Genomic DNA, 13684 nt, shown 5'->3' with positions numbered 1-13684 from the left:
ACCTGGCGACATTGATCCACCAGCCGTGCCTCCCGAGGGCCGCCTCGGACGCCGTTCCGACGACGTCCGAACCGCCCATCCGGGAAGGCCTCATGACACTCACACCCGCACGTGTGCCCGCGACCGGCGTCCGCCGGCTGACGGCCACGCTGTACGGCTACGCGTTCCTCGACGACTTCGTCCTGCTCTACCCCGTGTACGCGCTGCTGTTCGCGGACACCGGCCTGTCGCTCTGGCAGATCTCCTCCCTCTTCGCCCTGTGGTCGATCACGGCCGTGGTGCTGGAGGTCCCCTCCGGCGCCCTGGCCGACGCGGTCTCCCGACGGCTGCTGCTGTGGGTCGGCCCGCTGTTCAACGCCGTCGGCTTCACCCTCTGGGTGCTCGTCCCGTCGTACTGGGCCTTCGCGCTCGGCTTCGTCCTGTGGGGCGTCGGAGGCGCGCTCTGCTCCGGCTCCCTGGAGGCGCTGGCCTACGACGAGCTGGACCGGTGCGGTGCCGCCGACCGGTACGCGCGCGTGATGGGACGGGTGCGCGCGGCCCGGCTGGCGGCCACCATGGCGGCGATCGGCCTCGCGGGGCCGGTGTTCGCCCTCGGCGGCTATCCGGCGGTGGGCGCGGGCAGCGTGCTGGCCTGTCTGCTGGCCGCCGCGGTGGCGGCCCGCCTCCCCGAGCACCGGAAGCGGCCGGAGAGCGGGGGCGACGGCTGGGCGGCGACCCTGCGCGCCGGGCTCGCCGAAGCCCACGGGAACCGTTCCGTACGCGGCGCCCTCCTGCTGATCCCGGCCGTCGCCGCGGTGTGGGGCGCGCTCGACGAGTACACGCCCCTGCTGGTCCGTGACACCGGCGTGGCGGAGGCCACGGTGCCCTATCTGATCCTCCTCGTCTGGACTCTCGTCACGGTCGCGACCCTGCTGACCGGACCGGCCGAACGGCTCGGCACGACCGGTATGGCCTGGCTGCTCGCGGGGTCGGCGGTGGCCATGGCGGTGGGCGCCTGGACCCGGACACCCGCCGGGATCGCGCTCGTCGGCCTCGCCTTCGGCGGGTTCCAGCTGGCCGAGGTGCTCGCCGACGTCCGTCTCCAGCACCGCATCGACGACACGCGCCGGGCCACCCTCACCTCCGTGGCGAGCCTGGGCACCGAGCTGGTCACGGTCGCCACCTTCGGCGCGTACGCGCTGCTGGGGGCGGGCGCGGCGCACAGCACGGTCTTCGTGGTGCTCTCGGTGCCCTACCTGGTGACGGCGCTGGTGCTGGCCGGAAGCCGGACCCGCTGAGGGCCGCCGCCGGTCAGAAGTCGGGCTGCCACGGCACGACCGTGAAGTCGCCCGTCCCCTTCTTCACCTTCTCGAAAGGAGCCGAACTCACGCACTTCGGCAGGTCCTTGGGGCCCAGGTCCTCCGTCGTCGCCCAGCTGTAGCCGAGCCGGTCGTGGCGGCCGAGGTCGTGCACTGTGACGCCGACCCGGGTGCCCTTGGCGCCCGGCAGGTCGGAGTCGGTGACGATGCCGGACACCACGGCCACCTTGCCGCCGGTGACCAGACAGTCCACCTTCGCCTTCGCCCAGGCGCCGTCGCCGTCGAGGTAGTGGCTCCACTCGAAGGTGCCGGTCGCCTTCATCGGGTCGGCCTTGTCGGCGGCGGCGAGGTGCGCGTCGAAGGAGAAGGTGATGTCGTCGCCGGCGACGCGGTGGAGCTTGGCGGTGCCGGTCAGGGCGGCGCCCTCGCGCGGTTTCGGCTCGGCCGCGGCGCGCGGGGCGGCCGTCCGCCGCTCCCCGTCGGAGGCGGTCGCGGAGGGGGCGGCCGCGGTGGAGAGGAGCAGCGCGGCACCGAGCACGGTGATCTTCGTACGGCGGTTCATGACGGTCCTTTCCGTGGCTGAACGGGACGCTCACCACTGTCCCGGGGCCGTGCGCGGCGGGCGTCGCGCCACGGTCGGCACTCCGCCTACGCCTCGGGTCTGGCGCACCCCGGCCGGCTACGCCCGGAGGACGACAGCGACGTACGCAACGAATCGCCGCCCCGCCCGGCACCGACGCAACAAACCGCTCACCAGCGCGCAACGGCTCCTTCTTGTCCGCCCAGGTCAGCCGCCCGTACCGTCTACGTGGCCCCCACATCCACCCTTTCGCCCCGGTGAGGACACGCATGCGTACCGCCCTGCTCCAGAGCTCCGGCCGCCCCGGCTCGGTCGAGGGGAACCTCAAGGTCCTCGACGAGGCCGCGGGCCGGGCCGCCGCCGCGGGTGCCGGACTGCTGGCCGCGCCGGAGATGTTCCTGACCGGGTACGCCATCGGTGACGACATCGCCCGTCTCGCCGAGCCGGCCGACGGGGAGAGCGCGGACGCGGTCGCGGAGATCGCCGCACGACACGGCATCGCCCTCGTGTACGGCTACCCGGAGCGGTCCGGCGACACGGTCTTCAACTCGGCCCAGCTGATCTCGGCCACCGGCGACCGCCTCGCCAACTACCGCAAGACCCACCTCTTCGGCTGCTTCGAGCGCGACCACTTCACCCCGGGCGAGCAGCCGGTCGTCCAGGCGGAGCTGAACGGCGTCCGCGTGGGCCTCATGATCTGCTACGACGTCGAGTTCCCGGAGAACGTCCGCGCCCACGCCCTCGCCGGCAGCGACCTCCTGGTCGTCCCGACCGCGCAGATGCACCCCTTCCAGTTCGTCGCCGAGTCGATGATCCCGGTGCGCGCCTTCGAGAACCAGATGTATGTCGCGTACGTCAACCGGGTCGGCCAGGAAGGGGAGTTCGAGTTCGTCGGCCTCTCCACGCTGGCCGGCCCCGACGGGGTCGCCCGCACCCGCGCCGGACGCGGTGAGGAGCTGGTGTTCGCGGACGCCGACCCCGCCTTCGTCGCGGCCTCCCGCGAGGCCAACCCCTATCTCATGGACCGCCGCCCCGAGCTCTACGGGTCCCTGGTCTGAGCAGCCCCCTCCGCCTTTTGAAGCAGCAGTCGCAAGGAGTCCGTACCCCATGACGTCCACGGTGCCCAACGCCGTCCAGCACGCCGACGAGCAGCAGCCGCCGATCACCATGTTCGGCCCGGACTTCCCGTACGCGTACGACGACTTCCTCGCCCACCCGGCGGGCCTCGGCCAGATACCGGCGACCGAGCACGGCACCGAGGTCGCGGTCATCGGCGGCGGCCTGTCCGGGATCGTGGCCGCGTACGAGCTGATGAAGATGGGGCTCAAGCCGGTCGTCTACGAGGCCGATCGGATCGGCGGGCGGCTGCGGACCGTCGACTTCGACGGGCCGGGCACCGACGGTCTGACCGCCGAGATGGGCGCGATGCGCTTCCCGCCGTCCTCCACGGCCCTCCAGCACTACATCGACCTGGTGGGCCTTCAGACCCGGCCCTTCCCCAACCCCCTTGCCGAGGCGACCCCTTCGACGGTCGTCGACCTCAAGGGCGAGTCGCACTACGCCGAGACGATCGAGGACCTGCCGCAGGTCTACCGTGACGTCGCCGCCGCCTGGAACAAGTGCCTCGAGGACGGCGCCGACTTCTCCGACATGAACCAGGCCATGTGCGAACGGGACGTCCCGCGCATCCGCGAGATCTGGGCCGCGCTCGTCGAGAAGCTCGACAACCAGACCTTCTACGGCTTCCTCTGCGACTCCGAGGCGTTCCGGTCCTTCCGGCAGCGCGAGATCTTCGGCCAGGTCGGCTTCGGCACCGGCGGCTGGGACACCGACTTCCCGAACTCCATCCTGGAGATCCTGCGGGTCGTCTACACCGAGGCCGACGACCACCACCGCGGCATCGTCGGCGGCTCCCAGCAGCTGCCGCTCAGGCTGTGGGAGCGTACGCCGGAGAAGATCGTCCACTGGCCCTACGACACCTCGCTGGCCGAGCTGCACGTGAACGGCGAGCCCCGCCCGGCCGTCACCCGGCTGCACCGTACGGCCGGCAACCGGATCACGGTCACCGACGCGGACGGCGACATCCGCACCTACCGGGCGGCGATCTTCACCGCCCAGTCCTGGATGCTGCTGTCGAAGATCGCCTGCGACGACTCGCTCTTCCCGATCGACCACTGGACGGCCATCGAGCGCACCCACTACATGGAGTCCAGCAAGCTCTTCGTGCCCGTGGACCGGCCCTTCTGGCTGGACAAGGACGAGGAGACGGGCCGGGACGTCATGTCGATGACCCTCACCGACCGTATGACCCGCGGGACCTACCTCCTCGACGACGGCCCCGACAAGCCGGCCGTCATCTGCCTCTCGTACACCTGGTGCGACGACAGTCTGAAGTGGCTGCCGCTGTCCGCGAACGAGCGGATGGAGGTCATGCTGAAGTCGCTCGGCGAGATCTACCCGAAGGTCGACATCCGCAGCCACATCATCGGCAACCCGGTGACCGTCTCCTGGGAGAACGAGCCCTACTTCATGGGCGCGTTCAAGGCCAACCTGCCCGGGCACTACCGCTACCAGCGGCGCCTGTTCACCCACTTCATGCAGGAGCGGCTGCCCGAGGACAAGAGGGGCATCTTCCTGGCCGGCGACGACATCTCCTGGACGGCCGGCTGGGCGGAGGGCGCGATCCAGACCGCGCTCAACGCGGTGTGGGGCGTCATGCACCACTTCGGCGGGGCGACGGACGCGACCAACCCGGGCCCGGGTGATGTGTACGACGAGATCGCGCCGGTGGAACTCCCCGAGGACTAGGACGCGTCACGCCTCCTTGGACTCGACCCGGCCGAGCGGGTCGGGGTCGGCCGCGAGCGCCTCGCACGCCGTCCGCCAGGCGGGGTCCCCGGCGTACAGCGCGCTGCGGAGGTAGGCGGTGGTGAGCCGCTGGACCAGGGCGACCCGGTCCGGGTTCTCGTCGGTGGTCTCGGCGACGTCGTACCCGGAGATCCCGCCGAGTCCGTGCTCCGCGTCGAACAGGGTGAGCAGGGACTTGGGGCCGGGGGAGTGGACGTACGGGTCGGTGAACCACTCCGGGCCCCGGACGGTCAGATGCGTGGCGGCGTCCTTGTCGCCGACGACCACGAGGGTCGGTGTCCGCATCCCGGAGAAGTCCGGGCCCGCCATGAACGAGTAGTTCTCGGCCACGAAGTCGGTGACGGAGTCACCGCCCCCGCCGGGCGCCGCGAGGAGCACGCCCGCCTTGATCCGGGGCTCGGTCAGGTCCACCACCGTGCCGTCGAGCGGGTCCGTGACCCGGGTGCCGAGCAGCATGCTCGCGGTGTGCCCGCCCATCGAGTGTCCGGCCACCGCGACCCTGCCGGGGTCCAGGCGCCCGCGGAGCTGCGGGACGGCGGCCTCGATCGCGTCGAGCCCGTCGAGTACGCGGGACATGTCCTCGGCGCGTGATCGCCAGAACATCGGCGCCCCGGGGGTGGCGGGGTCCAGGTTGAGCGACCGCGAGCTCAGGTGGGTCGGCTGGATCACCGCGAAGCCCTGAGCCGCCCAGTGGTGGGCGAGGGGTGCGTAGCCGTTCAGGGAGGAGAGGTGGTTCGAGTGGCCCTGGCCGTGCGAGAGGAGGAGGACCGGCAGGTCATCTCCGGTCAGGGGCGCGGAGACGCGTATCCGGAGGTCTACGGCCCGCCCCGGGGCGGACAGCACGACCGGGCTGACGGAGAGAACGGCAGGGTTCGTCGGAGCGTTCACGAGGCGTGATTCCCTTCGGCCTCAGCCGGAGCTGAAAACGGAACGATGTTCCGCTTAACTTACGGAACAGTGTTCCGTTTAGTCAACGGCTAAGGTCACGACTGTCGTCAACGCCGTCGGAAGGACAGCACGGTGGCCACTGGAGACCGCCCGGGCGCGGTGTCGCCCCGGAGCAAGCGGGCCGACGCGCAGCGCAACCAGCAGACGCTGCTCGCCGCCGCGGCCGAGGTGTTCGTGACCTCCGGCGTCGACGCGCCGATCCGGGAGCTCGCGGGCAGGGCGGGCGTCGGACTGGGGACGATCTACCGGCACTTCCCGACCCGGGCGGACCTCGTCGTCGCCGTCTACCGCCACCAGGTCGAGGCCTGCGCCGAGGCGGGGCCCCGGCTGCTCGCCGAGACGGGATCGCCGTTGGAGGCGCTGGGCCGGTGGGTCGACCTCTTCGTCGACTTCCTGGTCACCAAACACGGCCTCGCCAACGCGATGCAGTCGGACAGCAGCGGCTTCGACGCGCTGCACGCCTACTTCCTCGACCGACTGGTGCCCGTGTGCGCGCAGTTGCTGGACGCGGCGGTCGAACGCGGCGAGATCGAGCCAGGGACGCAGGCCTACGAACTGATGCGCGGCATCGGCAACCTCTGCATCGGACGGGACGACGACCCGCGCTACGACCCGCGCCGACTGGTCGCCCTCCTCCTTCGGGGACTGCGCCGGTCGGCCTGACGCCGGGCCGATCAGTCCGGCAGCGGCGTCAGCAGCATGCGGCCCGCGAAGCCGACCGCCGTGTCCAGGCGCTCGGTGAACTCCTGCGCCACATCGGGCAGTCCCCGCAGCGCCCACAGGGCCCGGGCGGCCGTCCAGGTGGCGTCCCGAGCGCGCTCCAGGCTCCACGCGCCGAGCAGATGGGTGAGCGGATCGGCGATCTGGAGGAGGTCGGGACCCGGCATCAGATCTTCGCGGATGCGCTCCTCCAGCGACACGAGGAGATCGCCCACGCGGTCGAACTCGTCCTCCACGTCGACGGGTTCGCAGTCGAGCGTACGACAGGTGTCCACGACGGCCAGCGCGAGATCGTGCCCGATGTGCGCGTTGATGCCCGCGAGCGCGAACTGCAACGGTCGTACACCGGGATGCCGCCGGTACTGGAACAGGGGCCGCCAGCAGGCGGGCGGGCGGCGCTCGACGGCCACCGACTCCACCGCCCGCAGGTACCGCTCGGCGAACCGCACGTCCAGCGTGATCGCGGCCCGCGCGTCATCGAACCGGCCGGCGTCGATACCCCGGTCGACCGCCTCGGTGACGGCGAGGTAGACGCGGTTGAAGACCGCGATCCCGTCGCGTTCCGGAAGCTCCTCGTCCAGGGCGCGCATCCGGGAGACGACGGTGTCGACGGGAGTGACGAACTGTTCCAACTGCGACATGCAGGCAGGGTCCCAGGCCTAGGCTGGCCGGAGTACCGGCGGGCCCGACGCTTCCCCAGAACGAGGGAACGCGCCCGCCGAAGGGGGAGGGGTTCAGTGGTGGCGGGCTCACGTGCGCACCGCCTGGCCGAACGCAGGTCCGAGCGCAGGCGGGCCGCCCGGCGCGGCGGCATGGTCGCGGCGGCCTCCGTCGTGGTCGCCGTGGGCAGCGCGACCGGGATGATGTCGGCGCTCGACGACGGGCGGGGGTCGGACGAGGCGCGCCCGGAGGTGACGGATTCCCCGACGCTCGACCTCCGGCCGCCCGCGCCCTCGCCGTCCCCCTCGGCCACCGGGTCGGCCTCGCCGTCCGCCTCCCCGAAGAAGAAGTCCGCGAGCCCCTCGCCCTCGCCGAAGAGGACCAGGACGAAGCAGGAGACCGCCGCAGTCTCCACCCGGCTCTACCGGCACCCCGCGTCCCAGGTTCTCGACTGGGTCCGCGCCAACCCCGGTGACCCGCGCCAGGACGTCATCGAGTCCCGCATCGCCGACCAGCCGGCCGCCGTCTGGTTCGCCGACTACACGCCGTCCACCATCACGGCACGCGTGCGTGCCGTCACCTCCGGGGGCGCGGCGCAGGGCCGGGTGCCGGTGGTCGTGGCGTACGCGATCCCGGACCGCGACTGCGGCGGGGCCTCCCAGGGCGGAGCGCCCGACCTGGACGCCTACGACGCCTGGATCGGGAAGTTCGCCGCCGGGCTCGGCTCCGGCGAGGTCGTCGTGATCCTGGAGCCCGACTCGATCGCCCAGTCCGACTGTCTCTCCGCCGGCCGACGCGCCGACCGCTTCGCCTCGCTGGCCCGCGCCGGGCGCGTGCTGAAGGACGCCAATCCCAAGGCCCGGGTCTACTTCGACGCCGGCCACTCCGGCTGGCACCCGGCCGCCAAACAGGCCGACCTGCTACGGCAGGCGGGTGCCGGCTCGGCGGCCTCCTCCGACGGCGTCTTCAGCAACGTCTCCAACTTCCACCGCACCGCCGACGAGATCGCCTACGACCGACAGGTCCTCGCCGCCCTCCGCGGCCCGGCGAGCCTCGGCGCCGTCATCGACACCAGCCGCAACGGCAACGGCGCCCCGCAGGACGGCGAGTGGTGCGACCCGGACGGCCGCAAGCTGGGCCGCACCCCGAGTCTGAACACCGGCGAGGCGCGCATAGACGGCTATCTGTGGGTGAAGCTGCCGGGGGAGTCGGACGGCTGCAAGGGCTCGCCGGGGACGTTCACCCCGTCGTACGCCTACGACTTGGCCTCGTCGTAGTCGTCGTAGGTGGACGTGCCCTCGTCCAGCAGCGGCTGCTGCGTCTTGAGGTGGGCCGGGGCGAAGGCCCGCAGCGCGTGGTAGCCGGTGATCACGACCACTGTGCCCAGCGCGATACCGCTCAGCGAGAACGTGTCGGTGAACTTCATGGTCACGTTCCCGACGCCGATGATGATGCCCGCCGCGGCCGGCACCAGGTTGAGCGGATTGCGCAGGTCCACCCCGGCGTTGATCCAGATCTGCGCGCCGAGCAGGCCGATCATGCCGTACAGGATCACGGTGATGCCGCCGAGGACACCGCCGGGGATCGCGGCGACGACCGCGCCGAACTTCGGGCACAGGCCGAACAGGAGCGCGAAACCGGCGGCGGCCCAGTAGGCGGCCGTCGAGTAGACCCGGGTCGCCGCCATCACGCCGATGTTCTCGGAGTAGGTGGTGTTGGGCGGGCCGCCGACCGCGGTGGAGAGCATCGAGCCGATGCCGTCGGCGGAGATGGCCGTGCCGAGCTTGTCGTCCAGCGAGTCACCGGTCATCTCGCCGACCGCCTTGACGTGCCCGGCGTTCTCGGCGACCAGGGCGATGACGACGGGGAGGGCGACGAGGATCGCCGACCACTCGAAGGACGGGCCGTGGAAGGCGGGGAGCCCGATCCAGTCGGCCTTGCCGACGGCGGAGAGGTCGAGGCGCCAGTGGTCGGTGAGCTTGCCGCTCGCGTCGACCGAGTGGATCCGGCCGAAGATCCGATCGAAGGCCCAGGAGATGCCGTATCCGAAGACCAGCCCGAGGAAGATCGCGATCCGGGACCAGAAACCCCGCAGACAGACGACCGCCAGACCGGTGAACAGCATCACCAGCAGGGCCGTCCACTGGTCCTGCGGCCAGTACGTGGCGGCCGTCACCGGGGCCAGGTTGAAGCCGATCAGCATGACCACCGCGCCGGTGACGATCGGCGGCATCGCGGCATGGATGATCCGCGCCCCGAACCGCTGCACGGCGACGCCCACCAGGAACAGCGCGATGCCGACCACGAAGACCGCGCCGGTCACCGTGGCGCTCGTACCGCCCTGGGCCCGGATGACCGCGGCGACGCCCACGAAGGACAGCGAGCAGCCGAGGTAGCTGGGCACCCGGCCGCGGGTCGCGAGCAGGAAGATCACGGTCGCGACGCCGGACATCATGATCGCGAGGTTGGGGTCCAGGCCCATCAGGACCGGCGCCACGAAGGACGCCCCGAACATCGCCACCACGTGCTGGGCACCGAGCCCGACCGTGCGCGGCCAGGACAGCCGCTCGTCGGGGCGGACCACCGCTCCGGGCGCCGGGGTGCGTCCGTCGCCGTGCAGTTTCCAGCCGACGCCAAGATCCATGGTGCGGGTTCGCTTTCGTCGTACGTGCGGATGTCCGGACCATTGTCAGGGAGATCCGCGCAGGTCACCGCCCCGGGTCCGACATCCGGCCGAGCGCCCGCCCGACCGGCGCCGCACGTCTCGGACCGACCGGTTCAGGACTGCCGGTCGGGGACCGCCGCGGTCGGCTGAGCGATCTTGGGGCGGTCGCGGTCGGCGGTGCGCAGGACACCGGCGAAGGCCACGAGCCCGCTCGCCAGCACGGTCACCAGGACGAACGACACCAGCAGGCTGGTCGCCTGGGCGATGGTGCCGATCGCGCTCGGGGCGACCAGACCCGAGGTGTACGTGATCGTGGCGACGCCCGCGATCGCCAGACTGGGATTGGAGCCGCTGCGCCCCGCGGCGGCGAAGCACAGCGGGACCACCACCGCGATCCCGAGGCCCATCAGCGCGAACCCGGACATCGCCACCGCCGGCTGCTCCGCCAGGACGATGAGCAGCCCGCCGACCACGGCGAGGACCCCGCCGGCCCGGACCGTGCGCACCGAACCGAAGCGGTCCACGATCCGGTCGCCGGCGATCCGGGCGATGGCCATGGTGAGCGTGAAGCCCGTCGTACACGCGGCCGCGAGCCCCGCCGAGGCCTCCAACTGGTCCCGCAGATAGACGGCCGACCAGTCCAGGCTCGCGCCCTCCGCGAACACCGCGCAGAAGCCGACGGCACCGATGAGCAGCGCGGACTTCGGCGGCAGCGCGAACCGCGGCGGCGGCTCCTCGTCCTCGGTGGGCTGAAGGTCCAGCACCCAGCGGCAGGCCAGCAGACCGAGGAAGGTCAGGACGGCCGCGGCCAGCGCGTGATGCAGCCGGGCGTCCGAACCGAGGTGGGCGGCGAGCGTGCCGGCCGCCGAGCCGACCAGGGCGCCCGCGCTCCACATGCCGTGCAGCCCGGACATGATCGACCGGCCGAGGCGGTTCTCGATCTCGACGCCGAGCGCGTTCATCGCCACGTCCGCCATGCCGGCGGTCGCGCCGTAGACGAACAGCGCCAGGCAGAGGGTCCACAGGTTCGGGGCGAGGGCCGGCAGGACCAGGGCCAGGGTCCACAGGGTGATGAGGCCGCGCAGGGCGTTCCGCGCGCCGAAGCGGTGGCTGACACTGCCCGCCAGCGGCATGGCCACGGAGGCGCCGAGTGCGGGGAAGGCCAGGGCGAGGCCCAGCTGGCCCGCGCTGACCGAGGCGTGGTCCTGGATCCACGGCACGCGGGTGGCGAACGAACCGGTGACGGCGCCGTGCACGGCGAAGACGGCGGCCACGGCGTACCGGGCGCGCCTCACCTGCCCCTGGTCGTACTGCACTTCACTCATTCTCCCGCCCCTTCGCGGTCTCGCGTCCCCACCGCCGACGTAAACTATCAGGGTCCCTACCTGATAGATAGTCGATGGAAGGCCGCCCTCGCACCGACCGGGTGCCCGGCCGATCTGGAAGGATCCCGGCATGCCCGCATCCCCCAGCACCGCCCGGGCCATCAACGACCGGCTCGCCCTGCGCCTGCTCCAGCAGGACGGCCCGTTGACGGCGGGGCAGCTGAAACAGCTGACCGGACTGTCCCGCCCCACCGTCGCCGACCTCGTCGAACGCCTCATCGCCGCCGACCTGATCGAGGTGGTCGGGGAGTCGGGCGAACAGCGCCGCGGCCCCAACGCGAAGCTCTACGGCATCGTCGCGGACCTCGCTCACCTGGCCGCGCTCGACGTCCGCACCGAGGGCGTCTCGGTCGTCGTCTCCGACCTGCTGGGGCGGGTGCTGGCGGAGGCGTCGGTGCCGATCGGCGACGACACGGGGACGGGGCCCGCGGTGGAGCAGGCGGTGGCGCTGGTCGAGCGCACGGCGAAGGAGGCCGGCGTGGACCGCCTCCACACGGTCGGCATCGGCGCCCCCGGACTGATCGACCCGGCCACCGGCGAGCTCCGCGACTCGACCGGCCTCCCCGAATGGCACCGCCGACTGGTCGCCGCCCTCCAGGAACGCCTCCCGGAGGCACGGGTCCACGTCGAGAACGAGACCAACCTCGCCGCACTGGCCGAGCAGCGGGACGGGGCCGCCGGGGACCGGGACACCTTCGTGCTGCTGTGGCTGGGGCACGGCACCGGGGCGGCGGTGGTCCTCGACGGCGCGCTGCGGCGCGGGGCCTCCGGGGGGACGGGGGAGATCGGGTTCCTGCCGGTGCCGGGGACGAGCGGCCTGCCTTCGGCGACCGCGTGCGACGGGGGGTTCCACTCGCTGGCCGGGTCTGCGGCCATCGCGGAACTCGCGGGGGAGTACGGGGTGACGGGCGCCGCGTCCGGGGCCGAGCCGGTGTCCGCGGTCCTGGTGGGGAAGGCGGTGACCGAGGGCGCCGACGGCTTCCTGGACGCCCTGGCCGACCGGCTCGCCGTGGGAGTCTCCTCCGTCGTGGCCGTCCTGGACCCCGGATGCGTGGTCCTCGGCGGCGAGGCCGGCCAGGCGGGCGGCGCGGACCTCGCCGCGCGCGTCGAGCGACGGGTCCGCCGCATGTCACCCCTGCCGACCGAGGTACGCCCGAGCGCCCTCGGCGGCGGAGCGGTCCTGCGCGGCGCCCTGCTGACAGCCCGCGAACGGGCCCAGGACGAGCTGTTCGCACCGCCTGAGCGCTGATATGGGAGGGAGCGGGGCGGGTGGCTCGGCCGCCCCGGACCGGTGTGACGTGGCGGGCGAGGGCGTGTGTCGAGCGTGGGTACCCCGCGGGGCGTGACGTGGCCGGTCCCCTGCGGCTCGCGGCGGTCGCTCAATCGCCCGCACCCCATGTCGATCGCCCCCGCCGGACGGGCGGGGCTTGTGTCGGCCGACCCGCGGCGGCGGCGTGGGCGTGACCGCCGCCGGCCGGGCCGGCCTCGCCGCACGGCGTTCAGCGGCGCGCTGTGATGGCGAGGGGTGCGGCGGGCACGTACGGCCTGGCCCCAGAGCCGGTACGTCCGGCCGCGCCCGCGGCGTGGGCGCCACCGGGCTCCCAGCGGCCGCGCGGGCATGTACGGCCTAGCCGCAGAGAGACCCGTTCCGGTCGCCTCGGCCTGGTCGGCTCCTGTCGGCCCGCCTGTGCCGCAGGGTGCGCGGGAAGCAGCCTCACCGGTCCACAGTCCTCGAACCGCCCCGCGCCGCCCTCGGTGTGTCAGCCCTCGAACCGTCGCGCCAAGTGCTCCTCGAACGTCCCCTTGCCCACGGCCCGTTCCGGTGTCAGGTGGCCGCCCGTTCGGAAGGCGCGGTAGGCCTTGCCCCACAACGGCACGCCCACGACGGCCCGGCGGCGTCCCGTGGCCTTCAGGTAGGCCCGGGCCAGGGAGTCGAACGTCCGGACCTCGGGTCCGCCCATCTCGTCCACCCGTCCGGCGGGCGGGCCGGCGGCCAACTCGGCCAGCCGGTCGGCGACTTCGGCCACCTCGATCGGCTGGTCGGGCACACCCGCGGGCAGCGGCACGACCGGCGACCTGGACAGGCCCTGGAACAGCCTGACGAGCAGGTCGTGGAACTGGGTCGCCCGCAGGATCGTCCACCCGAGCCCGGAGCCCTCGACCTGCCGCTCCACGGCGAGCTTGGCCCGGTAGTACGGGAACGGCACGTCCTCGACGCCGACGATCGAGATGTAGACCAGGTGCCCCACCCCGGCCCGCCGCGCCGCCTCGATCAGCCGCGCGGCCGCCTTCTCGTCCCCGCCGGTCTGTGTCGTCGCGCAGTGCACGACCGTGTCCACACCCTCGACGGCGGCATCCAGCGCGGCACCGCCCTCACGCAGATCGACCGCGTACGGCTGGGTGTGCCGACTGAGTACCCGTACCTCGTGCCCGTCCGCCCGCAGCCGCTCGGCGACGAGCCGGCCGAGTGTGCCGGTTCCGCCGGTCACCAGGATCGTGGTCATGCTGTTCAGTCCCTTCGGGCGTCGGACGCTCCCGGGTGGAGCGCCCCTCACCGGCT

Annotated in this window: 12 protein-coding genes; 6 read left to right on the top strand and 6 right to left on the bottom strand. The window is 72.5% G+C overall.

Going from position 1 to position 13684, the window contains the following annotated elements:
• Nucleotides 1-92 precede the first annotated feature (92 nt).
• The gene (locus ABKA17_RS30095; protein WP_353695441.1) at nt 93-1277 is read left to right on the top strand and encodes an MFS transporter; all 1185 of its coding nucleotides are present in this window, start codon (nt 93-95) and stop codon (nt 1275-1277) included.
• A 13-nt stretch (nt 1278-1290) separates the two neighbouring features.
• Here ABKA17_RS30095 and ABKA17_RS30090 read toward each other — a convergent pair whose 3' ends face one another.
• Nucleotides 1291-1860, bottom strand: coding sequence for a Repetin (locus tag ABKA17_RS30090; RefSeq protein WP_353695440.1), 570 nt, complete (start codon nt 1858-1860; stop codon nt 1291-1293).
• A gap of 287 nt (nt 1861-2147) precedes the next feature.
• Between ABKA17_RS30090 and ABKA17_RS30085 the strand changes: the two genes are divergently transcribed.
• The gene (locus ABKA17_RS30085; RefSeq protein ID WP_353695439.1) at nt 2148-2936 is read left to right on the top strand and encodes a carbon-nitrogen hydrolase family protein; all 789 of its coding nucleotides are present in this window, start codon (nt 2148-2150) and stop codon (nt 2934-2936) included.
• Nucleotides 2937-2985: 49 nt separating this feature from the next.
• Nucleotides 2986-4686 carry a flavin monoamine oxidase family protein gene (locus tag ABKA17_RS30080; RefSeq protein ID WP_353695438.1) on the top strand — a complete coding sequence of 567 codons (1701 nt, stop codon included), beginning with the start codon at nt 2986-2988 and terminating at the stop codon, nt 4684-4686.
• Between the two features lie 6 nt (nt 4687-4692).
• On the opposite strand, the gene ABKA17_RS30075 is transcribed toward ABKA17_RS30080, so the two are convergent.
• Nucleotides 4693-5634 (bottom strand): alpha/beta hydrolase family protein, encoded by a 942-nt coding sequence (locus ABKA17_RS30075; RefSeq protein ID WP_353695437.1) that lies wholly within the window; start codon nt 5632-5634, stop codon nt 4693-4695.
• Between the two features lie 132 nt (nt 5635-5766).
• Between ABKA17_RS30075 and ABKA17_RS30070 the strand changes: the two genes are divergently transcribed.
• On the top strand, nt 5767-6357 hold the full coding sequence (locus ABKA17_RS30070) for a TetR/AcrR family transcriptional regulator (protein ID WP_353695436.1): 591 nt from the start codon (nt 5767-5769) through the stop codon (nt 6355-6357).
• An 11-nt stretch (nt 6358-6368) separates the two neighbouring features.
• Here ABKA17_RS30070 and ABKA17_RS30065 read toward each other — a convergent pair whose 3' ends face one another.
• On the bottom strand, nt 6369-7055 hold the full coding sequence (locus ABKA17_RS30065; RefSeq protein WP_353695435.1) for a DUF5995 family protein: 687 nt from the start codon (nt 7053-7055) through the stop codon (nt 6369-6371).
• Between the two features lie 171 nt (nt 7056-7226).
• Here ABKA17_RS30065 and ABKA17_RS30060 point away from each other — a divergent pair, with 171 nt between their 5' ends.
• Complete coding sequence (locus ABKA17_RS30060) at nt 7227-8351, top strand: glycoside hydrolase family 6 protein (protein ID WP_353695837.1); 1125 nt, start codon at nt 7227-7229, stop codon at nt 8349-8351.
• On the opposite strand, the gene ABKA17_RS30055 is transcribed toward ABKA17_RS30060, so the two are convergent.
• Both ABKA17_RS30055 and ABKA17_RS30050 read right to left on the bottom strand, forming a co-directional pair.
• Complete coding sequence (locus ABKA17_RS30055; protein WP_353695434.1) at nt 8330-9718, bottom strand: uracil-xanthine permease family protein; 1389 nt, start codon at nt 9716-9718, stop codon at nt 8330-8332. The genes ABKA17_RS30060 and ABKA17_RS30055 overlap by 22 nt on opposite strands.
• Before the next feature lie 134 nt (nt 9719-9852).
• Complete coding sequence (locus tag ABKA17_RS30050) at nt 9853-11064, bottom strand: MFS transporter (RefSeq protein ID WP_353695433.1); 1212 nt, start codon at nt 11062-11064, stop codon at nt 9853-9855.
• Between the two features lie 130 nt (nt 11065-11194).
• Between ABKA17_RS30050 and ABKA17_RS30045 the strand changes: the two genes are divergently transcribed.
• Nucleotides 11195-12373, top strand: a complete 1179-nt coding sequence (locus ABKA17_RS30045) for an ROK family transcriptional regulator (protein ID WP_353695432.1) — start codon at nt 11195-11197, stop codon at nt 12371-12373.
• A gap of 511 nt (nt 12374-12884) precedes the next feature.
• Here ABKA17_RS30045 and ABKA17_RS30040 read toward each other — a convergent pair.
• The gene (locus tag ABKA17_RS30040) at nt 12885-13628 is read right to left on the bottom strand and encodes an SDR family oxidoreductase (RefSeq protein ID WP_353695431.1); all 744 of its coding nucleotides are present in this window, start codon (nt 13626-13628) and stop codon (nt 12885-12887) included.
• Nucleotides 13629-13684 lie beyond the last annotated feature (56 nt).

It is taken from the genome of Streptomyces sp. RG80 (assembly GCF_040446465.1).
Lineage (GTDB): Bacteria > Actinomycetota > Actinomycetes > Streptomycetales > Streptomycetaceae > Streptomyces.
The sequence above is the reverse complement of the archived record's forward strand: the minus strand, read 5'-3'. Positions and strand labels throughout refer to the sequence as shown.